General features: G+C 64.2%; 21 protein-coding genes. 11 read left to right on the top strand and 10 right to left on the bottom strand.

Going from position 1 to position 21,482, the window contains the following annotated elements; translation table 11 throughout:
* Positions 1–22 precede the first annotated feature (22 nt).
* From GL284_RS02810 to GL284_RS02825, 4 genes are all read right to left on the bottom strand, one after another.
* Positions 23–1,594, bottom strand: a complete 1,572-nt coding sequence (locus GL284_RS02810; protein WP_155043129.1) for a dipeptide ABC transporter ATP-binding protein — start codon at positions 1,592–1,594, stop codon at positions 23–25.
* Positions 1,591–2,403, bottom strand: a complete 813-nt coding sequence (locus GL284_RS02815) for an ABC transporter permease (protein WP_155043130.1) — start codon at positions 2,401–2,403, stop codon at positions 1,591–1,593. The genes GL284_RS02810 and GL284_RS02815 overlap by 4 nt, the downstream gene beginning before the upstream one ends.
* Positions 2,400–3,341 (bottom strand): ABC transporter permease, encoded by a 942-nt coding sequence (locus GL284_RS02820; RefSeq protein WP_155043131.1) that lies wholly within the window; start codon positions 3,339–3,341, stop codon positions 2,400–2,402. The genes GL284_RS02815 and GL284_RS02820 overlap by 4 nt, the downstream gene beginning before the upstream one ends.
* A gap of 64 nt (positions 3,342–3,405) precedes the next feature.
* Positions 3,406–5,040 (bottom strand): MFS transporter, encoded by a 1,635-nt coding sequence (locus tag GL284_RS02825; RefSeq protein WP_155043132.1) that lies wholly within the window; start codon positions 5,038–5,040, stop codon positions 3,406–3,408.
* Positions 5,041–5,268: 228 nt separating this feature from the next.
* Here GL284_RS02825 and GL284_RS02830 point away from each other — a divergent pair, with 228 nt between their 5' ends.
* The gene (locus tag GL284_RS02830) at positions 5,269–6,588 is read left to right on the top strand and encodes a D-amino acid dehydrogenase (protein ID WP_155043133.1); all 1,320 of its coding nucleotides are present in this window, start codon (positions 5,269–5,271) and stop codon (positions 6,586–6,588) included.
* Positions 6,589–6,690: 102 nt separating this feature from the next.
* Here the strand turns inward: GL284_RS02830 and GL284_RS02835 are convergent, their stop codons facing one another.
* On the bottom strand, positions 6,691–6,951 hold the full coding sequence (locus GL284_RS02835) for a GlsB/YeaQ/YmgE family stress response membrane protein (RefSeq protein WP_155043134.1): 261 nt from the start codon (positions 6,949–6,951) through the stop codon (positions 6,691–6,693).
* 319 nt (positions 6,952–7,270) lie between these two features.
* On the opposite strand from GL284_RS02835, the gene GL284_RS02840 reads away from it, so the two are divergent.
* The 3 genes from GL284_RS02840 (at position 7,271) to GL284_RS02850 (ending at position 9,703) form a co-directional block, all read left to right on the top strand.
* Complete coding sequence (locus GL284_RS02840) at positions 7,271–8,023, top strand: L,D-transpeptidase (protein WP_196216726.1); 753 nt, start codon at positions 7,271–7,273, stop codon at positions 8,021–8,023.
* Positions 8,024–8,152: 129 nt separating this feature from the next.
* Positions 8,153–8,728, top strand: coding sequence for a hypothetical protein (locus GL284_RS02845; protein ID WP_155043135.1), 576 nt, complete (start codon positions 8,153–8,155; stop codon positions 8,726–8,728).
* Positions 8,729–8,791: 63 nt separating this feature from the next.
* A complete protein-coding gene (locus GL284_RS02850; RefSeq protein ID WP_155043136.1) occupies positions 8,792–9,703 on the top strand; it encodes a lytic transglycosylase domain-containing protein in 912 nt (303 codons plus the stop codon).
* 51 nt (positions 9,704–9,754) lie between these two features.
* Here the strand turns inward: GL284_RS02850 and GL284_RS02855 are convergent, their stop codons facing one another.
* From GL284_RS02855 to serB, 3 genes are all read right to left on the bottom strand, one after another.
* Positions 9,755–11,230 carry an ABC transporter substrate-binding protein gene (locus GL284_RS02855; RefSeq protein WP_155043137.1) on the bottom strand — a complete coding sequence of 492 codons (1,476 nt, stop codon included), beginning with the start codon at positions 11,228–11,230 and terminating at the stop codon, positions 9,755–9,757.
* 58 nt (positions 11,231–11,288) lie between these two features.
* Complete coding sequence (locus GL284_RS02860) at positions 11,289–11,981, bottom strand: CDP-alcohol phosphatidyltransferase family protein (protein WP_155043138.1); 693 nt, start codon at positions 11,979–11,981, stop codon at positions 11,289–11,291.
* 75 nt (positions 11,982–12,056) lie between these two features.
* Positions 12,057–12,932, bottom strand: coding sequence for a phosphoserine phosphatase SerB (gene serB, locus GL284_RS02865; RefSeq protein WP_155043139.1), 876 nt, complete (start codon positions 12,930–12,932; stop codon positions 12,057–12,059).
* A 195-nt stretch (positions 12,933–13,127) separates the two neighbouring features.
* Between serB and GL284_RS02870 the strand changes: the two genes are divergently transcribed.
* The 5 genes from GL284_RS02870 to hspQ all read left to right on the top strand — a co-directional run bounded on the left by GL284_RS02870 (position 13,128) and on the right by hspQ (position 17,760).
* The gene (locus tag GL284_RS02870; protein WP_155043140.1) at positions 13,128–14,282 is read left to right on the top strand and encodes a phosphoserine transaminase; all 1,155 of its coding nucleotides are present in this window, start codon (positions 13,128–13,130) and stop codon (positions 14,280–14,282) included.
* A gap of 128 nt (positions 14,283–14,410) precedes the next feature.
* Complete coding sequence (serA, locus tag GL284_RS02875) at positions 14,411–16,000, top strand: phosphoglycerate dehydrogenase (RefSeq protein ID WP_155043141.1); 1,590 nt, start codon at positions 14,411–14,413, stop codon at positions 15,998–16,000.
* Between the two features lie 61 nt (positions 16,001–16,061).
* Positions 16,062–16,811 (top strand): metallophosphoesterase family protein, encoded by a 750-nt coding sequence (locus GL284_RS02880; RefSeq protein WP_155043142.1) that lies wholly within the window; start codon positions 16,062–16,064, stop codon positions 16,809–16,811.
* Positions 16,812–16,876: 65 nt separating this feature from the next.
* Positions 16,877–17,338 (top strand): CreA family protein, encoded by a 462-nt coding sequence (locus GL284_RS02885; RefSeq protein ID WP_155043143.1) that lies wholly within the window; start codon positions 16,877–16,879, stop codon positions 17,336–17,338.
* Between the two features lie 89 nt (positions 17,339–17,427).
* Positions 17,428–17,760, top strand: coding sequence for a heat shock protein HspQ (gene hspQ, locus GL284_RS02890; protein ID WP_155043144.1), 333 nt, complete (start codon positions 17,428–17,430; stop codon positions 17,758–17,760).
* 31 nt (positions 17,761–17,791) lie between these two features.
* Here the strand turns inward: hspQ and GL284_RS02895 are convergent, their stop codons facing one another.
* Together GL284_RS02895 and GL284_RS02900 are read right to left on the bottom strand one after the other, a co-directional pair.
* A complete protein-coding gene (locus GL284_RS02895) occupies positions 17,792–18,373 on the bottom strand; it encodes an ATP-binding protein (protein ID WP_155043145.1) in 582 nt (193 codons plus the stop codon).
* Positions 18,370–18,684 (bottom strand): STAS domain-containing protein, encoded by a 315-nt coding sequence (locus GL284_RS02900; protein ID WP_230382952.1) that lies wholly within the window; start codon positions 18,682–18,684, stop codon positions 18,370–18,372. The genes GL284_RS02895 and GL284_RS02900 overlap by 4 nt, the downstream gene beginning before the upstream one ends.
* Positions 18,685–19,014: 330 nt before the next feature.
* On the opposite strand from GL284_RS02900, the gene GL284_RS02905 reads away from it, so the two are divergent.
* Both GL284_RS02905 and GL284_RS02910 read left to right on the top strand, forming a co-directional pair.
* Positions 19,015–19,395 carry a hypothetical protein gene (locus GL284_RS02905; protein ID WP_155043147.1) on the top strand — a complete coding sequence of 127 codons (381 nt, stop codon included), beginning with the start codon at positions 19,015–19,017 and terminating at the stop codon, positions 19,393–19,395.
* A 23-nt stretch (positions 19,396–19,418) separates the two neighbouring features.
* Complete coding sequence (locus tag GL284_RS02910; protein ID WP_155043148.1) at positions 19,419–21,365, top strand: M10 family metallopeptidase; 1,947 nt, start codon at positions 19,419–19,421, stop codon at positions 21,363–21,365.
* The last annotated feature ends 117 nt before the right edge of the window (positions 21,366–21,482 follow it).

The raw sequence follows: 21,482 nt of genomic DNA on the forward strand, positions 1-21,482 counted from the left end.
CCGCCCCCGCAAGACCGCTGACCTAGATGTGAGCGGGGCCAAGGCGCGGCGTCGCAGTCAGCAATTGCCGTGTATATGATTCGCGCGGCGTCTTCATGACATCGGCGGTCGGGCCATGCTCGACGATCTTGCCCTGCCGCATGATGAACACGCGGTCCGTCACCTGCCGGACCACGGACAGGTCATGGCTGACGAACAGATAGGACAGGCCGTGGCGCACCCGCAGCCGTGCCAGCAGGTCCAGCACCTGCGCCCGGACGCGCACATCCAGCGCGCTGACCGCTTCGTCCAGCACGATCAGCGCCGGGCGGATGATGATGGCGCGGGCAAGGGCGATGCGCTGCCGCTGCCCGCCCGAGAATTCGTGGATATGGCGCTGCATCGCGTCGCCGCCGATGCCCACGTCATACAGCGCCTCGGCCACGCGTTCGCGCCAGTCCGCGGGGCGGCCCGTCAGGTGAAACGGCTCGGCCACCAGCTTTTCCACGCGCCAGCGCGGATCGAAGCTGCCGATGGGATCCTGAAAGACCATCTGCATCCGCGCGCGCAGCGCCTTGGGGATGGGGTGCCCGGCATCCACGGTGCTGCCCGACAGCAGGATGCGCCCGCCTTGCACCGGGTCCAGTCCCAGAATGGCGCGGGTCAGGGTGGATTTGCCGCAGCCGGATTCGCCGACCAGCCCCACCGCCTCGCGTTCGTGGATGGTCAGGCTGACATCATCGACGGCGCGGAACGTCTGGCCCTGCGGGCCGGGCTTCGACAGCCGATAGTCGCGGATGACGTTCTGCACCTCCAGCAGGACGCGGGCATTCGCGGGCGGCAGCACCAGCCGGGGCAGGCGGGTCGCCGCAGCGATCAGGTCGCGCGTATAGGGATGGCGGGGCGCCTCGGCGATCTGCTTGGTCGGGCCGCTTTCGACCACGGCGCCGCGCTGCATGACCGCGACCTGATCGGCCAGATCCGCGACCACCGCCAGATCATGGGTAATCAGCAGCAGGGACATATCGTGATCGCGCACCAGCCCGGCCAGCAGATCAAGGATCTGCTTTTGCGTCATCACGTCCAGCGCCGTCGTGGGTTCGTCCGCGATCAGCAGGTCGGGGCGCTGCACGATGGCCAGCGCGATGGCCACGCGCTGCCGCTGCCCGCCCGACAGTTCATGCGGATAAAGCGTCAGCGGAAAGCGCGGCGCAGGCAGGCCAACGCGGTCCAGCCGTTCGCGGGCGACCTGAAGCGCGGCCTGCCGGTCCATGGCCCCGTGCAGGACCAGCGGCTCGGCCACCTGATCGCCGATGGTCATCAGCGGGTTCAGCGCCGACATGGGTTCCTGAAAGATCATGGCGATGCGCTTGCCGCGAATGGCGCAGAGCGCAGGCTCGGGCAGGTCCAGCAGGTTGCGGCCGTCCAGCATGACCTGACCCGTGGCCTGCATGCCTGCGGGCAGCAGCCCGATGGCGGCCAGCGCCGTCAGCGACTTGCCTGACCCGCTTTCCCCCACCAGCGCGGTGATCTGCCCCGGCGGCAGATCCAGCGTCACGTTCTTCAGCAGGGCGGTCTGGCCCAGATGGACATCAAGTCCGGACAGGCGGATCATCGGGCACCGCGCAATCTGGGATCAAGGCTGTCGCGCAGCCCGTCGCCCAGCAGGTTCAGCCCCAGCACCGTCAGCACGATGACCAGTCCGGGCACGATGGCGACATGCGGGGCGATGCCGATCATGGTCTGCGCCTCGGCCAGCATCCGGCCCCAGCTTGGCAGCGGAGGCTGCGCGCCCAGGCCGACATAGGACAGCCCGGCCTCGGCCAGAATGCCAAGGCTGAACTGGATGGTGGCCTGCACGATCAGCAGATTGGCGATATTGGGCAGCACATGGTGCAGGCTGATCAGCGCGCGCCCCTTGCCCGCGATCCGCGCGGCGCGGGTATAGTCCTGCACCCAGATCGGCAGGGCCGCGCCCCGCGTCACCCGGGCAAAGACCGGGATGTTGAAGATGCCGATGGCGATGATGGCATTCACCGCCGATGGCCCGAAGGCGGCGGTGATCAGAATGGCGATGACCAGACTGGGAAAGGCGAAGATCACGTCATTGCCGCGCATGATGATGTCGTCCAGCAGGCTGTTCGGCCATGCGGCGGCGGTCAGGCCCAGCGGCACGCCGACGCCCATGCCGATCCCCACCGCGACCAGCGCCACCGCAATCGAGATGCGCGCCCCCACCATCACCATCGACAGCATATCGCGGCCCAGATGATCCGTGCCCAGCCAATGCGTGGCCGAGGGCGGTTGCAGCCTTTCGCCGATGGCAAGCTGCGTCACGTCGAACGGCGTCCAGACCAGCCCGATGGCTGCGGCCAGCAGAACCAGCCCGGCCAGCACTCCTCCGATCAGCAAGGATACCTTCATGGCTGCCGCAGCCTAGGGTCGACGGCGGCATAGGCCAGATCGACAAGGAATGTCACAAGGATCACCGCCGCCACCAGCACCAGCACGGCGCTTTGCACCACGATCAGGTCGCGCTGGGTGATGGCCTGAAAGATCATCCGGCCAAGTCCCGGCAGGTAAAACACGTTCTCGATGATGATCGCCCCCGCCAGCAGGAACGAGAACTGCATGCCCATGATGGTCAGCACCGGGATCAGCGCATTGCGCAGCGCGTGGCGCCGCAGCGCCTGCGCCCGGCTTAGCCCCTTGGCGCGGGCGGTGCGGATGTAATCCTGCCCCAAAGTCTCGATCAGCGAGGATCGCAGCACGCGGGCAAGTATCGCCGCCTGCGGCAGCGCCAGCGCGATCGCGGGCAGGATCAAGGATTTCAGCGCCGCCAGCGGCATGGTCCAGCCGGGAAAGCCTCCGGCGGGCAGCCATTGCAGGTTCACCGCAAACAGCAGGACCAGCAGCATGGCGAACCAGAAATTCGGCAGCGACACGCCGATCTGCGTGCCGGCCATGACCGCCGTATCGGCCGCGCGGCCATGGCGGGCGGCGGCGAACATGCCGATTGGAAAGGCCAGCACCACGGCCAGCAGCAGCGCCAGCAGCGCCAGCGGCAGCGACACCGCAAGACGGTCCGCGATCATGCTTCCGACCGGGGTGCGATAGGTCAGGCTTTGGCCCAGATCTCCGGTCAGGATGCCGCCCAGCCACGCGCCGTAACGGACGGGCCATGGCAGATCCAGCCCAAGCTGCTGGCGCAGCGCGGCCAGCGTCTCGGGCTGCGCGCCTGTGCCCAGCATGAAACTGGCCGGATCGCCCGGAACCAGTTGCACCACCGCAAAGATCACCAGCGAGGCCGCAGCCAGGCTGAGGATCAGAACAAGCAGGCGGCGGATCAGGTATCTTTGCATGTGCAGACGCTAGACGCGGCCCCAGATTCGGTAAAGCCGTTCAGGCAGGCGGCGCTGCCGAATTTCAGGGCAGCTCCAGCTTGCCGACCAAGGGCAGATCGTCGCTGGCATCCACGGTGTGACGCTCGATCATGCGATGCACGACGGGGGGCGCGTCGCCGCGGTGCAGCTTGTGCAATTCCTCATAGCTTTCAAAATCCGCTTTGGTGCGGCGCAGGTTGTGGCGCACATATTCGTCCCACGTCGCGATGTGATAGCTTTCGGACCACATTTCGGGATGTTCCAGATCCCGCAGCAGCGCCCAGTTGCGGGCGCCGTCGCGGCGGCGGATTTCGCGCCGGATGGCCATCAGGCGCAGGAATTCCGGCACATCCGCCAGATCGATGCGATAGTCGATCATGATCATCAGCGGCCCCGAGCGTCCGCGCAGGTCCAGCTTCAGCTCCGGCTCTCGGAAGCGGTTCACCGGGTCCAGATCCAGCGTGCCGAATTCCGGCACGCGCAGCCAGTGGCCGATCACCGCGCCAAAGATCAGCGGCACGGCGGCGCAGGCCAGTGCCGCGTCGATGCCATATTCCGATGCGACCGAGCCCCAGACCCAGCTGCCGATCGCCATGCCGCCAAAGGTCGCGGTCTGATACAGCGCCAGCGCGCGGGCCACGACCCAGCGCGGCGTCGAAAGCTGGACCGAGACATTGAACAGCGACAGCGCCAGCACCCAGCTTGCGCCCGCGGGCAACATGGCCAGCGCGTGCAGCCAGATCGTATCGGTAAAGGCCAAGACCAGCGCCGCCGCCGCAAAGCCGCAAAAGGCCAGCCGCACGATGCGTTCGTTGTTCATGCGGTCGCGGATGCGCGGGTTCAGCAATGCCCCGCCAATCGCGCCCAGCCCATAGCACCCCAGCAGCAGGCCAAACAGCAGCGAGCTGCCCTCGGGGTGGGATTTCGCGACCAAGGGCAGCAGCGCAAGGATCGCGATGGCCGAAAAGCCGAACAGCGCCCCGCGTGTCAGCACCCGCACAAGGTTCGGCGACAGGGCGACATAGCGCAGACCCGCGCCGACGGCGGACAGGAACGGCTCGCGCGAGGTCAGCCGCGCCGGGGTCTGCGGATGCCAGCGCAGCAGCGACGCCAGCAGCGGGATGTAGCTTACCGCATTGACGGTAAAGGCCGCCGCCGCGCCGAAGGCTGCGGTGATGATCCCGCCCGCCGCCGGGCCCACGCTGCGCATCAGATTGAAGCCGACCGAATTCAGCGATACCGCTGCGGCCAGATCCTCACGCGGGACCAGATCGCCCATGCTGGCCTGCCATGGCGGGTTGTAAAGCGCCTGTCCCACGCCGATCAGGAAGGTCAGCGACAGCAGGATCAGCGGCGTCATCCAGCCCTGCCACGTCAGCACGGCCAGCAGCAAGGACACGCTGGCCATGAAGATCTGCGCGCCCAGCAGCAGCTTGCGGCGGTCGAAATTGTCGGCAAGCGCGCCCGATGCAAGGGCAAACAGCATGATCGGCAGCGTGTTCGAGGCCTGCACCAGCGCGATCAGCGTTGCGCTGTCGGTCAGCTGTGTCATCATCCATGCAGCGCCCACCGCCTGCACCAGCCCGCCGAAATTCGAGATCAGCGTCGCAGACCACAAAAGCCGGAAATCAAGATGGCGGAACGGGGCGAACGCGCTTTTGCGTGCTGTGGCTGGCATGGGACTTTCACCAAGGCTTCAGGCCAAGCTTAGGCAGGCTTCCCGGCAGGGGCAACCGCCGCAACGAATTAAGGCAGCATCGGGCATATCTTTCAGGCAGACCTGAAACCTGCGAAGAAACTGCGGCAAATTCGCGTTGCTATCGCAGGATCTGTCACATTCTTGGCCGTGCGTGGCGCAATTCGGGATTTCATTTCCCAGTCAGGGTCTATCTTGGAGTCGTTCTGGATGGAAAGGGCGGGCAAGATGAAAATCGTTGTTCTTGGTGCAGGTGTCATCGGCGTGACCTCGGCCTGGTATTTGGCCAAGGCAGGCCATGAGGTGACGGTCATCGACCGCCAGCCCGGCCCCGCGCTCGAGACCAGCTTTGCCAATGCCGGTGAGATCTCGCCCGGCTATTCCTCGCCCTGGGCTGCGCCGGGCATTCCGCTGAAAGCGCTGAAATGGATGTTCCAGCGCCATGCGCCGCTGGTGTTGCAGCCGCGTCTGGACGCCCACCGGCTGGGCTGGATGGCGCAGATGCTGGCGAATTGCACCTATGACGCCTATGCCGTGAACAAAAGCCGCATGGTCCGCATCGCCGAATACAGCCGCGATTGCCTTGACGCGGTGCGTGTCGAAACCGGCATCGAATATGACCAGCGCATGCAGGGCACGCTGCAGGTGTTTCGCAAGCAGGAACAGCTGGACGGCGCGGGCAAGGATATCGAGGTGCTACGCGCCGATGGCGTCCCGTTCGAGGTTCTGGACCGCGCGGGCTGCGTCGCCGCCGAGCCGGGGCTGGCCGGTCAGGCCGACCGCATCGTCGGCGGCCTGCGTCTGCCCGGCGATGAGACCGGCGATTGCTTCAAGTTCACCAACCGTCTGGCCGAAATGGCCGAGGCGCTGGGCGTCACGTTCCGCTGGGGCGAGACCGTGCAGGCGCTTGAGGCCGAGGGCGGGCGCATCAGCGCCGTCGCCACCGATCAGGGCCGTTTCACCGCCGACCGCTATGTGCTGGCGATGGGCCCGCATTCGCCGCAACTGGTCCGGCATCTGGGGCTGAAGCTGCCGATCTATCCGCTCAAGGGCTATTCGCTGACCATTCCCATCGAGGATGAGGGGCTGGCGCCGGTCTCGACGGTGATGGACGAAACCTTCAAGGTCGCGATCACCCGCCTTGGCGACCGCATCCGGGTTGGCGGTCTGGCGGAAATCGCGGGCTATGACCTGTCGCTGAACGACCGCCGCCGCGCGACGCTGACGAAATCCGTGACCGAACTGTTTGGCGGCGCGGGCGATCCTGCCAAGGCGACCTTCTGGACCGGGCTGCGCCCGATGACCCCGGATGGCACGCCCATAGTCGGCGCGACGCCGATCCCCAACCTGTTCCTGAATACCGGCCATGGCACGCTGGGCTGGACCATGTCGGCCGGGTCGGGGCGTCTGCTGTCGGACCTGATCTCGGGGCGCGGGCCGGATATCGAATTCGAGGATCTGGGCTATGCCCGTTATCTGAAAGGCGCCAAGGCGCGGTTTCAGGGCGCGATGCAGCCCGCGCGGGCCTGAGCATCAGCGCGGTGCTTTTGCAAACAAAAAGGCCAAGGCGGTTGCCTTGGCCTTTGCATTTGTCGGCCATCCTAGGCGGTTTGCCGGGATGGCCTGACGCCCTCAGGCGCGTTGGATCAGCCGCAGGATCAGCAGCAGGATCACCGCGCCGATGGTGGCAAAGATGATCGAGCCGACGATGGGGCTGGAAATGCTCATGCCGATGCCAAGGGCGGGGAACAGGAAACTGGCGATCAGCGCGCCGACGATGCCGACGATGATATTGGTCAAAAGCCCCTGACCGTGGCCCTTGACGATCAGTCCGGCCAGCCATCCGGCGATGGCCCCGATCAACAGCGTGACGATAAGCGCGGTGACGGTCATGGATGTTTTCTCCGAAAGCGTGGCCGCGTCCCGGATCCTTCTCCCCGCGGCTGTGGCAAAACACCCGGCCGGGCAACCGGTTCCTGAAGGTCGTGAAAATCGCCGGAAAGCCGTGGTTTTGCGAATTTTCAGCAACAGGTCGGGGGCAAATCGCGCGATCACAAAGGGTTGTCCTTGACGCTAGAGGCCTGCGCGGGGCTTCTGATGCTATCCGAATCGTGGTGGCCTCTGCTCGGCTGCGGATGCGATTTGATGACAACGAACCGCTGCCACGGTCGCATGCGACTGCCATGCGACCGCGTTACGAAGGGAAACTCCGATGCGAATTGCTTCGCTGATGCTGGCCATGGGCCTGGGCCTTGCGGCCTGCGCGCCTAATCCGCCGCTGTCAAATCCGTCAGATGCCATGGTCCCTGCGACCGACACCAGCGCCTATGGCGCGCGCACCGATACCGGCCCCAATGGCGAGCCGATCGAGATCCATGCCGTGCGCAAGGCCTATCTGAACCAGCGCAACACCCGCCAGCGCGTCGCCTATAACGGTCCCGAGGATGTCGGCACCGTTGTCGTCGATCCCTATGCGCGCTTCCTGTATCACGTCATCGCCCCCGGTGAGGCGATGCGCTATGGCGTGGCCGTGGGGCAGGCGGGCAAGAATTTCCAGGGCAATGCCACCATCAGCCGCAAGGCGGCCTGGCCCAGCTGGACGCCCACCGCGAACATGGTGCGCACCATGCCCGACCTGTACGGGCCGCTGAAAAACGGTCTTGGCGGCGGTGTGGACAACCCGCTGGGCTCGCGCGCGCTGTATCTGTATCAGGGTGGCCGCGACACGATGTATCGCATCCACGGCACGATGGACCCGTCCTCGATCGGCAAGGCCACTTCGGCGGGCTGTATCCGGATGTTCAACCAGGACGTGATGGATCTGTTCAACGAAATCCCGAACGGCACGCGCGTGAAGGTCCGCACGCAGGCGGAAAGCATCCAGCTTGAAGGCCCGCTTGTCGAGATGCCCAACGGCTATCTGGAACCCGCTGGCGGCGTGCAGACGGCCACGGCCACCCAGTAAGCCCGCGCCATAAGGCAAGCTGGCTGCTGAAATCTGACGCCCCGGTGCTTGCGCCGGGGCGTTTTCGTCTGGCGGTTGCAGGTGCCGCGTGGCATTTTCCCTGTGTATATCCAGCCTATGGAGCCGCGCATGGCCGCCGAACCCGGAACGACCTCTGCCGATGTGACCGCAATGATCGATGAGACCCAGCCCGCTGCGTTGCAGGGGCTGGAGACCAAGGCGCTGAATGCCTTGCTGCGCGACCTGCGCGCCATGAAACTGGCCGAGCCCGAGGTCGCCGTGCAAAAGACGCTGGCGCAGGCCATTCGCCGCACCGCTGCCGAAAAGCGCGTGCGGCAAGCCGCCACGGCCAAGGCTGCGGTCGCCGCCGAACCCGCTGATCCCGACGAGAAGCCCTCGAAAGCCGAAAAGGCCGAGGAAAAGCGTCGCAAGGCGGCGGAAAAGGCGGAAAAGCAGCGCATCAAGGCCGAACGCGCGACCGCGCCGCAGGCTGACGACGCTGGCAAGCCCGACAAGGCCGCGCGGGCCGAGGAAAAGCGCCGCAAGGCCGCCGAAAAGGCCGAAAAGCAGCGCGTGCGCGAGGCCGAAAAAGCCGACCGGAAAGCTGCGCAGACCGCAGCCAAGGCTGAACGCGATGCCGCCAAGCAGGGGCAAAAGGGCGACAAGGCGGGCAAGGCAGGCAAAGCTGGCCAAAAGACCCACTGAGCGCGGCTGGCATTTTTGCGGCATTCTTGCTATCGCAGGGGCGACCATTCTTCCGAGTATTTCATGCGCCGATTGGTGATTGCCCTGCTTGCGGCGCTGATACCCGCAACCGCCCCGGCCTATGAGGCGCTGGACGCCATGCAGGGCGTTGCCGCGCCGCGGCCTTCGGCCAAGTCGCGCTGCACGGATGACGCGCGTTACTGCATCTCGATTTCCAACTATGTGCCCGATGTCTGCGCGGTGATCGAGCAGGCCGCGATGCGCAATGATCTGGATCCGCATTTCTTTGCGCGCCTGCTGTGGAAGGAAAGCCTGTTCGAGGCCGGGGCGATCAGTCCCGTCGGCGCAATGGGCATCGCCCAGTTCATGCCCGGCACGGCCGAGATCGTCGGTCTGGACGATCCTTTCAATCCGGCCAAGGCCATTGCCGCTTCGGCGCGCTATCTCAAGCAGTTGTCGGATGGTCTGGGCAATGTCGGGCTGGCCGCCGTCGCCTATAATGGCGGAGAGAACCGTGCGGCGCGGTTCATTGCGCAGGGTGGCAACCTGCCATGGGAGACGCAGGATTATGTGCAGGCCATCACCGGGTTGACGGCATGGAACTGGCGCGAAAAGCCCGGCTCCAGTCCGGATCTGCGGCTGGACAAGGCGCGGCCGTTCCGGGCGGCCTGCGTCGATCTGGCCGGAAGCCGCAAGCTGCGCGAATTCAAGACGCCCGACCACGCCTGGCCCTGGGGGGTGATCGTTGCGACCCATCCCAGCCAGTCGGGTGTGACCAGTCAGGTGTCGCGCCTGAACAAGTCGCTGCGCCCGATCCTTGGTGGAAAGCGCGTCAGCTATGTCCGGCGCAAGGTCGGCGGCAGTGCAAGGAAGGTCTATACCGCGCAGATCGGCTATTCCTCAAAAACCGAGGCCTATGCGTTCTGCACCCGGCTGCGCAGTTTTGGCGGGCGCTGCATCGTTCTGAAGAACTGACGCGGGATCGCCTGCGGGCCGCGTCGCATGAGTATTTGAAGAACAGAGAAGTCAGTTCGTCCAGCGCACGCGACTGAGATCATTGGCAGGCATCGGCGCGTTTTGCCAGAGCCCCTGGATCTGCGCCTTGGCGACGCCGGTTTTCGCCAGCTGGAACAGGAAGACATTGGCATAATCGTCGGCAAGGATCTTTTGCGCCTGTTTCAGCAGGTCTGCGCGCTCGGCTGGATCGGTCGTGGCGTCCAGCCGGGCCATGGTGTCGTCAAAGGCCGGGTTGCGATAGTTGAAGTAATAATCGGGCCGGGCATAGATATCGATGTCCATCGGCTCGACATGGCTGATGATGGTCAGGTCGTAATCGGCATTGCGGAACACCTGATCCAGCCATTGCGCCCATTCCATATTGGTGATGCGGGTGTCGATGCCTGCGGCGCGGAGCTGGGCTGCCACGATCTCGCCGCCGCGGCGGGCATAGGGGGTGGGGGGCAGGGCCAGACGCAGGGTCAGGTTTTCGCTGCCGGTTTCGGCCAGCAGGGCCTTGGTCATCTGCGGGTCATAGGCCGATTGCGCCGTCAGGTCGATGTAATCCGGGTGATGCGGCGGGAAATGCGAGCCGATGGGCGTGCCATAGCCGAACATCGCGCCCTGGATGATCTCATCGCGGTTGATGGCATGGGCGATGGCCTTGCGCAGCCGGATGTCGCCGAGCGGCGGGCGGGCATGGTTCATGGCAAGGATGGTTTCGCCTTCGGTGGTGCCGACCAGCACCTTGAAGCGGGGATCGGCCTGAAGCTGCGGCAGGGTTTCCGGGGCGGGATAGATCGGGAAGGCATCGACATCGCCCGCCATCATCGCGGCGAAGGCCGCCGTGGGGTCCGGGATGAAGCGGAAGGTCGCGGTCTGCAGCGCGGGCTTGTCGCCCCAATAGCCGTCATAGGCGCTGAGGTTTACCCGGTCGCCCTGCACCCAGTTCTGAAACCGGAACGGGCCAGTGCCGACGGGATGTGTGGCGATCTGCGCTATACTGGCCTGATCGACCATCACCGCATCGCCCCATGCCATCTTGAACGGCAAGCTGCCATCGGCGGCCTTCAGCGTGACGCGGACCGAAAGGGGGCCTTGCGGCTGAACGCTTTCGATGCCCTGAAACAGCGCCTTTTGCGCATTCGTGCTGTCGGCTGCCCGCGCGCGATCCAGAGAGAACACCACATCCTGCGCGTCGAAGCTGCTGCCATCGTGGAAGGTGACGTTCGGGCGCAGCTGGAACAGATAGGCCTTGCCGCCATCCTGGGCCTGCCAGCTTTCCGCCAGTCCGGGCAGGACCTGACCATCGGGGCCGATGCGGGTCAGGCCCGCGAAGACATTGGCATAGACGATTTCATCGACGGCAGCGGCGGCATTGCCGGTCGGATCAAGCGTCGGCGGTTCCAGCACCATGCCAAGGGTGATGCCGGTCTGGGGCTGGGCCAGCGCCGGGCTGGCCAGCATTGCCGCCAGCGCGGCTGCCTGCGTGATCCTTGCGAACATGGCCCTTCCCCCGTGCTGTGCGCCCGTGGCCGCAGAGTTCCGGCTGCGGCCCGCAAGATCAAGCCCGCTTGCGCAGCAGTTCCTGTGCAAAGCCCGCGCAGAGCAGCCACAGCGAGGTGATGAGCAGCCCCCAGCGCGCGAAGCTTTGCGGGTGGAAATCCACCATGACCGCCCAGACCGCAAAGACCACCCACGCCCCGCACATCGGCAGCGAGATCCAGCGCCAGCGCTCGGTCCGGACGGGGTGGATGAATTTCACATTGGCGAACATGGCCACGGCCAGCGCCACCACGATCAGCAGGATGATCCAGAAATTCGGCTTCAGCGCGAACAGCACCAGCACGACCATGTTCCAGCAGGCCGGGAAGCCCGCAAAGGAATTGTCCTTGGTCTTCATCCGCGTGTCCGAGAAATAGATCACGCTGCCATAGGTGATGGCGATGATGCAGATCCAGCCGGTCCAGCCGGGCAGCAGCCCCGACATGAAAAGCGCATAGGCCGGGATGAACACATAGGTCAGATAATCGATGATGAGATCCATCAGGACCCCGTCATAGGTCGGCCAGTTCTGCGTCACCTGATAGCGGCGCGCCAGCGGGCCGTCGATGCCATCGACGATCAGCGCGATGACCAGCCAGAAGAACATCTGCGACCATTCGGCATTCGCCGCGGCCAGCAGGGCAAGCATCGACAGGACCGCGCCGGTGGCGGTCAGCAGATGGACGGTCAGGGCTTTGAGGCGCAGGGTCATCCCATGGTTTCTGTCATTGAACGGACGCAATCGCAAGTTTGTGTTCGGATTTTCCGGCACGCTGTCTTGCGCGGATCATTGGATGAATTCTTCTGCCGCGTAACCTTGCAGATAAAGCAGCGCCGTCAGATCGCCGTGGTTGATGCGGACATTGACCTGCTGGGCGACAACGGGCTTGGCGTGCAGCGCAACGCCGGTGCCGGCCAGTTGCAGCATGCCCAGATCGTTTGCGCCGTCGCCCACGGCCAGCACATCGGCGGGCGTCAGGCCCTTGGCGGCGGCAATGTCGTTCAGCGCATCGACCTTGGCCTCACGGCCCAGAACCGGCAGCGCGACATGTCCGGTCAGCACGCCCTGATCGGCCAGAAGCGTATTGGCGCGGTGTTCATCGAACCCCAGCGCGGTCGAGACCGGGCCGGTAAAGACCGTGAACCCGCCCGAGACCAGCGCCGTATAGGCCCCCTGCGCCTTCATCGTGGCGATCAGCGTGCGGCCTCCGGGGGTCAGGGTGATGCGGCTGTCCAAGACCTGATCCACCACCGATTCGGAGAGACCGGCCAGCAGGCCGACACGGGCGATCAGGGCTTCGTGGAAGTTCAGCTCTCCGTTCATGGCCTGCGCGGTGATGGCGGCGACGCGTTCGCCGACGCCCGCCATATCGGCCAGTTCGTCGATGCATTCCTGCTGGATCATGGTGCTGTCCATATCGGCCAGCAGGATGGCCTTGCGGCGCCCGGCGGTGGGCTGGATGACAAGGTCGATGCCCTGCACCTGCAGATCCTGCCAGACTTGCCAGAAATCGGCGGGTTCGGCCTCGACCGGGAATTCGGCGGCGATGCCGGGGGCCAGCGTGATGACATGCCCGCCCTGCCATGCCTGGTGCAGATCCTGAATCAGCCGGTCGCTCAGATCGGCGCGGGCCGGGGCGGCAAGCAGGGTCACGGTGAACATGGGCAGATCCTTGCGCGGAAGATTTGGTGCAGCACTAGCCAATGCCGGGCGGGGGATCAATCGGGCGCATTTGTCCTGTGGAACTGTCGTGCAAATGGGTTGCAAATTTCGCTTGCGGGAATCTGCGGCGGTCTTTATGGCAGTCAGCGGGACACGCCGCCCCAACGCGGTGCTATATAGCTGTGAGGCTAGCTTATGACGACGAACGTTCCGGCCGCGCGCCCGGTCAATCCGCGCTTTTCTTCGGGCCCCTGTGCCAAGATCCCCCAATATTCGCTGGACATGCTTGCTGATGCGCCTTTGGGCCGCTCGCATCGTGCCGCCGTGGGCAAGGCGAAACTTGCCGAAGCCATCGACCTGACCCGCGAAATTCTGGGCGTTCCGGCGGATTACCGCATCGGCATCGTCCCGGCCTCGGATACCGGCGCGGTCGAGATGGCGCTGTGGAGCCTCTTGGGCCCGCGCAAGGTCGAGATGCTGGCTTGGGAAAGCTTTGGCGAAGGCTGGGTCACGGATGTGGTCAAGCAGCTGAAGCTGGATGCCGTGGTCCGCAAGGCCGATTATGGCCATATCGTCGATTTCGCCGAAGTCGATTTCGACAATGACGTGGTGTTTACCTGGAACGGCACGACCTCGGGCGTGCGGGTGCCGAATGGCGATGCGATCCCGGCGGATCGCGAGGGCCTGACCATCTGCGACGCGACCAGCGCCGCCTTTGCCATGGAACTGCCCTTTGACAAGCTGGATGTGGTGACGTTTTCCTGGCAGAAAGTGCTGGGCGGCGAGGGTGCGCATGGCATCCTGATCCTGTCGCCTCGCGCGGTCGAACGGCTGGAAAGCTATGTCCCCGCATGGCCGTTGCCGAAGATCTTTCGCATGACCAAGGGCGGCAAGCTGATCGAGGGCATCTTCAAGGGTGAGACGATCAACACCCCGTCGATGCTGTGCGTCGAGGATTATCTGGTCGCGCTGAAATGGGCGCAAGGTCTGGGTGGCCGTGCCGCGCTGGTCGCCCGTGCCGATGCCAATGCCGCCGCGGTGCGCGATTTCATCGCGGACAAGGACTGGATCGCCGATCTGGCCGTCGATCCTGCCACGGCCTCGACCACCTCGGTCTGTCTGAAATTCACCGATGCGCGCATCAAGGACGGTGCGGCCTTTGCCAAGGCCGTCGCCAAACGGCTGGAAAAAGACGGCGTTGCGCTGGATGCCGGGGCCTATCGCGATGCGCCTGCCGGGCTGCGGATCTGGTGCGGATCGACTGTCGAGACCTCGGATGTTGCGGCGCTGATGCCGTGGATCGAATATGCCTTTGAGGCCGAACTGGCCGCACAGGCCGTGGACGCCTGACATCGACGCCTGACATCCCGGTCGGACCGGGGGCGCTGCCCCCGGACCCCCGGAGTATTTTTGGAACAGAGAAGACGCAGCCGCGGCCCCGAGCCGCGTCCGTCCCGCATATCCAGAGGATAACAGAAATGCCCAAGGTTCTTGTTTCGGACAAGCTTTCGGAAACCGCCGTCCAGATCTTTCGCGATCGCGGCGTCGATGTGGATTACCTGCCGGATGTCGGCAAGGACAAGGAGAAGCTGGCCGAGATCATCGGTCAGTATGACGGTCTGGCCATCCGGTCGGCCACCAAGGTCACGGCGAAGCTGCTGGAGAACGCCACCAATCTGAAGGTTATCGGCCGCGCCGGCATCGGGGTGGACAATGTCGAGATCCCGGCGGCCTCGAAGAAGGGCGTCATCGTGATGAACACGCCCTTTGGCAACTCGGTGACGACGGCGGAACATGCCATCGCGCTGATGTTCGCCGTGGCGCGTCAGCTGCCCGAAGCCAGCGTTTCGACCCATGCCGGCAAGTGGGAGAAGAACCGCTTCATGGGCGTCGAGGTCTTCAACAAGACGCTGGGGATCATCGGTGCGGGCAATATCGGCTCGATCGTGATCGACCGGGCGCTGGGGCTGAAGATGAAGGTGCTGGCCTATGACCCCTTCCTGTCGGAAGAGCGGGCCGTCGAGCTGGGCGTGAAGAAGGTCGAGCTGGACGAGATGCTGGCGCGGGCCGATTTCATCACGCTGCATGTGCCGCTGACCGACAAGACCAAGAACATCCTGTCGCGCGAGAACCTGCTGAAGACCAAGAAGGGCGTGCGCATCGTCAATGCCGCTCGTGGTGGTCTGATCGATGAGGCGGCGCTGGCAGAACTGCTGCAATCGGGCCATGTGGCCGGGGCGGCTTTGGACGTGTTCGCGACCGAGCCTGCGACGGAAAGCCCGCTGTTCAACCTGCCGAACGTGGTGGTGACGCCGCATCTGGGGGCCTCGACCAACGAGGCGCAAGAGAACGTGGCGCTGCAGGTGGCCGAGCAGATGTCGGATTATCTGCTGACCGGCGCGGTGTCGAATGCGCTGAACATGCCTTCGGTCACCGCCGAGGAAGCCGCCGTCATGGGGCCGTGGATCAAGCTGGCGGGCCATCTTGGCGCCTTTATCGGCCAGATGACCGATGAGCCGATCAAGGCGATCAACGTGCTGTATGACGGTGTTGCCGCCGAAATGAACCTGAAGGCGCTGAATGCCGCGGTGATCGCCGGGGTGATGAAGGCGACGAACCCGGATGTGAACATGGTCTCGGCCCCGGTCATGGCGACCGAGCGTGGTGTGCAGGTGGCGACGACGACGCAGGCCAAGACCGGCGTGTTCGACGGCTATATCAAGGCGACGGTGGTCACCGAAACGCGCGAACGTTCGATCGCGGGGACGGTTTTCAGCGACGGCAAGCCGCGCTTCATCCAGATCCGCGGCATCAATGTCGATGCCGAGATCGGCGCGCATATGCTGTATACCCGCAACCGCGACGTGCCGGGTGTGATCGGCGCGCTGGGGATGACGCTGGGCGATCTGGGCGTGAATATCGCGAACTTTACCCTTGGCCGCACCAAATCGGGCGATGATGCCATCGCGATCCTGTATCTGGATGAGGAGCTGAAGCCCGAATCCATCGAGGCGCTGAAGGCCACGGGCAAGTTCCTGCAAGTGCGCCCGATCAACTTCGAGATCTGAACCTTGCACTTGAAGGCCTCCGGGGGGACACTCCCGGGGGCCTTTTCCTGTCGGAGCGATCATGCGGACCTATGTCATCGGCGATATCCATGGCCAGCTTGAACTGTTGCGGGCGGTGCATGCGCGGATCGCCGAGGATGACGGGGCACAGGGCGGCGATGGGCAGATCGTCCATGTCGGCGACCTGATCGACCGCGGCCCCGATTCGCGCGGTGTCGTCGATCATCTGATGCGCGGGCAGGCAGAGGGTCGGCCATGGATCGTGCTGAAGGGCAACCATGACCGCTTCCTGACGCGTTTCCTTCAGCAGCCGGGCTGGATCGATCCGGGGCTTGCCTCGGGGTTGCATTGGCTGGACCATCAGAATCTGGGGGCGGCGCCGACGCTGGCCTCATACGGGGTCGAGCGCGGGACGCGCAGTCATGCCGATGTGCTGGCCGATACGCTCCGTGCCGTGCCGCAGGCGCATGTGGACTGGCTGGACGCGCTGCCGCTGCATCACCGGATCGACGGTGCCGTGATCGTTCATGCCGGGATGCGGCCGGGCGTGGCGCTGGAGGATCAGACCGAGCATGACCTGCTGTGGATCCGGAAGGGGTTTCTGGACAATGCCTGCGATCACGGTGCGCTGGTCGTGCATGGCCATACGGTCGTGGACCGGGTCACGCATTTCGGCAACCGGCTGGCCATTGACACCGGCGCGGCCTATGGCGGTCCGCTGAGCGTGGTGGTCTTTGACGAAACCGGCCTGCATCAGTTGACCGAGGCCGGACGCGTCCCGGTCGCGCATGAGGCGGCCCCGGTCGGCTGAACCCGGCTTGCAGCGCGCCTTGTTGCGGCGCATCCTGCAGCGATCCGTTACTGCATGAGGTCGCGATGCGTCATCTGGTTGTTTTTCTGGCGTTTCTTGCGCTGCCCGCCCATGCCGATACGGTCGGTAAGGTCGGCGTCGACTGGGCCGGCAACGATATCATCATCGAGGCCATTGCCGATCCCGAGGTTGCGGGCGTCACCTGCCATCTGGCCTATTTCGACCGCTCGGTGTTCGACCGGCTGAAAAAGGGCAACTGGTTCGAGGATCCGTCGAATTCGGCCATCGAATGCGCGCGGACCGGTCCGATCCGGATCGGCGATATCCAGCGAGGTCCGAAGGGCGAGGATGTGTTCAGCGCCTCGCGTTCGTTGCTGTTCAAATCGCTGCGGGTCAAGCGCATCTATGATGAGAAAAACCAGATGCTGGTCTATCTGGCGCATGGCAATGAACTGGCCGAAGGCTCTGCCAAGATGTCGCTGTCCACGGTGAAGCTTGAGCCGGGCGAGACGCTGCCGCCGGGCTGACGCCACGCGGGTTTGGGCGCGAAACCGCGGGCCATGGTGGACAGCACGGCCATGTCGCGTTATGAGCGCGACAAAGCGGGAACATCAAAATGCGGATTCCGTCGAGAACGGCGAAATACAGTCTGGGTCAGGTCGTACGCCATCGCGAACATCCGTTCCGCGGGGTGGTTTTCGATGTGGACCCGGAATTCGCCAATACCGAGGAATGGTACGAGTCCATTCCCGAGGAATCGCGCCCGTCCCGCAATCAGCCGTTCTATCACCTGTTCGCGGAAACCGAGGCGACCTATTACGTCGCCTATGTGTCCGAACAGAACCTGCTGCCCGATGTGTCTGGCGAGCCGCTGGAGCATCCGGAAGTCGACGAGATGTTCGGCGAGTTCGAGGATGGCCGTTATCCGTTGCAGTTCGGTCTGAACTGAGCGGAGGCGTCCGGCGGATATCAGGCCGCGTTCAGGCGTGTCCGGCGGTCGACATGGCTGCGTCATCGGTCCAGTCCAGATCGCCCTCGGGCAGCGCCTCCACCGGCACGATGAACGCCAGAAAATTCCTGCGACCTTCGCGGAAATAGCTGAGCGAGGCGGTCAGGTCCTGGATCAGATACCAGCCGAACCCGCCTTCCGGCAGCAGCATGATCGCGTCGTCTTCGTCCGAGGTCACGTCGATATAGGGCAGGGTGCGCGGGTCCAGACATTCCGGGGGCAGCGGCTTGCCGTCATCGGTGACGGCGCAGGCAATGCCGCCCACATGACGCACCACGCACAGATGGATCAGCGGCGAATGGACGCGCCCGCCAAGGCGCTGCGCCTCGCTGCGGGCGCCATGTTCGCAGATGTTGTTCAGCACCTCGGCCAAGGCAAGTTCCAGCCGCGAGATCACCTCATCCCCGGCGCTGCCGTCGAAGCGTTCGCGCATGAAGACCAGCGCATCGCGGACGGTGACCGGATCGGCGCGGAAGATGCGATGGAAGATCGGCTGGCGCCGGTTGGGTGAGATACGCAGCCGGTCCTGTATCGGGGCGGTATGCAGGCTCATTCTGCGGCCTCCGGTCGGGGATCGGGCTGGTCGGGGTCGCGGGCGCGGATCGACAGCACCGTGTCCATGCGCGTCAGACGAAACACCCGTTCGACATTCGGCGACAGCCCGACAAGTTCCAGCCGCCGCCCGGTCGGCAGGGATTTGTAGATCGCGATGATCGCGCCCAAGCCGGAACTGTCCATGAAATCAACCGGCGTCAGGTCCAGAACGACACTTGATCCGGAATGCGCAACAAGATTGCGCACCCTGTCCTTGAACGCCGTCGCGATGGCGGCGTCCAGACGGGACTCATCCACGCGAATCGTCATACCGTCTTGCTGTGGCAGCAACGTCATCTGCATCATGATTCCCTTACGTCTTGGACTTCAGCAAAGTCCTAGAGCGAAATGGTTACCTTTTCGTAAGCTTGCCCCCGGATGACGCGAAACGGGAGTCTGATAATATCCAGAATTTTCGACAAGTTTTCCTGACATTCCGGGTTTGGGCCGCGCATTGGCCGTGGTTCGGCCGATGCTTTGGTGCCGCAGGTCACCGCGTGGTTCGGGCTGCGCCGGGTTCCGTCGTTGATCCCGCATGGCGGGCCGGGTTACGCTTGGGTCAACCCGATGTTCGGGCCTGTGGGTTAACGAGATTTTCACATGCGTGATGCCTTGGTCGGTTTGGCTGTCATCGCGGTTGTCGGGGCTGGTGCCTGCACCATGGCCCAAGCCGCGCCTTCGGTATCGCTGATCTGCGAAACCCGCAGCCCGCAGGCGCAGCGTCTTTGCGCCGCCGTTCATGACGAATTGCTGCGGCGCGGACATGTCATCGCCCCAGATGCACCCATGCAGCTTGTGCTGATCGCGGATGCGACGCGACGCGATGAAATACAGGCCAGCATGGATGTGATCCGGCAAGGCCAGCGCCAACGTGGCCAGACCGGAACCCTGACCGTCATGGACCGCGCCGAACTGCCCACCGCCCAGATCGAAAGCTTTGCCCGGACCTTGCTGGACAAGGCCGGCGTCACATCGCATTGATCCTTCATTAGCAGGAGTTTTTCATGACCTTTACCCGAGCCAGCGCCGAGGATGCGGTCTTCTCCGCCAGCCCCTCGGACCCGATTTCGCGCGCGATCCGCACCGAGACGACGGATGCGCCCGCCACGGTCCGCACGCCCTATTCCATGAATGTCGGCGACAGCTTCAACGGCAATCTGAGCTTTGGCGACGAGGACTGGGTGCGGGTCAGTCTGCAGGCCGGAACCTATGTCATTGCGCTGGACGGGCGTGGCGCATCGGCGCTGAGCGACCCCTATCTGCGGGTGATGAATGCCAGCGGCGTGCAGGTTGCCTATGACGACGATGGCGGCGCGGTCGGCTATAACTCGCGGCTGGTCTTTACCGTGGCGCAGAACGCGACCTTCTTTCTTGAGGCCAGCGGTTACGATGCATCCGATGTCGGCAATTACAGCCTGACATTGACCCGCTTTTCGCAGCCCGTGCGCCCGGTCTTCACCACCGATCAGATTGCCGCGCAGCTGACCGATGGCTATTGGGAAGGCACGGGGCGCAGCCGCAGATCCTTTGACGTGGATCCGGGCGGCACGCTCAGCGTCGATGTCTCGGCGCTGACGCCCGATGGCCGCAGGCTGGCCATGGCCGCGCTGAACGCATGGACAGATGTCAGCGGCATCCGCTTTGTCGCCAATGGCGGTGCCAATGCCGATATCGTCTTCGACGACAGCGACGGCGGGGCCTATTCGACCTCGCAGGTCTGGGGCAGCACGATCAGCAGTTCCTTTGTCAATGTCGGGACGGATTGGCTGAACAGCTATGGCTCCAGCTTCGCCAGCTACAGCTATCAGACCTATATCCATGAAATCGGCCATGCGCTGGGTCTGGGCCACGCGGGCAACTACAACTCGACCGCGACATACGGCGTCGACAATCATTACCAGAACGACAGCTGGCAGGCGACGGTGATGTCCTATTTCAGTCAGGACGACAACACCTTCATCAATGCCAGCTATGCCTATGTCATGTCGGCGATGATGGCCGATATCGCGGCGATCCGCGATCTGTATGGCACGGCGCATCTGCGCGGCGGCAATACGGTGTATGGCGAAAACAGCAATGCGGGCGGGAATTACGCGGTGATCTCGCGGCTGCTGGCGGGGCCCACCCGCGACGAGATCACCTTCACGGTCTTTGACAGCGGCGGTCTGGATACGCTGGATCTGGGCAGCGACACCACGAACCAGCGCATCAACATGGCCGCGGGCGGGATCTCGAACGCCTATGGGTTGATCGGCAATATCTCGATCATGGAGGGGACCGTCATCGAGAACCTGCGGGCCGGGTCGGGGAATGACGTGCTGATCGGCAATGGCGCAAACAACACGATCTGGGGCAATGCCGGGCATGACAGCATCATGGGCGGCGCGGGCAACGATATTCTGATGGGCGGGGCGGGGCGCGATACCGTGGTCGGCGGCGCCGGAAATGATACCTATCACGTCGATGCAAGCGATGTGATCGTCGAGGCGGCGAATGGCGGCCATGACATCGTGATCTCGACCATCAGCCGTCAGCTTGGCGCGAATCTTGAGGAATTGCGCCTGACCGGGCCGGGCCTGAAGAATGGCGATGGCAATGCGCTGTCGAACATCCTGATCGGCAATGCCGTCGGCAACCTGCTGCGCGGCTATGGCGGCAATGACCGGCTGGGCGGCTTTGGCGGCGATGACACGCTGATCGGCGGTGCGGGGCAGGACACGTTCATGTTCCACAGCGGCCGGGACGTGATCCGCGATTTTCAGGACAATATCGACACGATCCAGATCGACGACGCGCTTTGGGGCAATGCGCCGCGCAGCGTGGCGCAGGTTCTGCAATCGGCAAACGTGGTGAACGGCGATGTGGTGTTCAATTTCGGCAATGGCCACACCCTGACGGTCGAGAATCTGGCAAGCGTTTCAGCACTTTCAAACGACCTGGCCTTCATCTGACCCGCGCGTGATCCGGCGGGTGCGGGCGGCTGCATGGGCACGTCCGCAATCTGCTGAAAATGCAGGCATTGTTTGCCTTGCTGCATATCAACTGGGAACTTCGGTCATGTCATTACG

Source organism: Paracoccus shanxieyensis (assembly GCF_009711265.1).
Taxonomy (GTDB): Bacteria; Pseudomonadota; Alphaproteobacteria; order Rhodobacterales; family Rhodobacteraceae; genus Paracoccus; species Paracoccus shanxieyensis.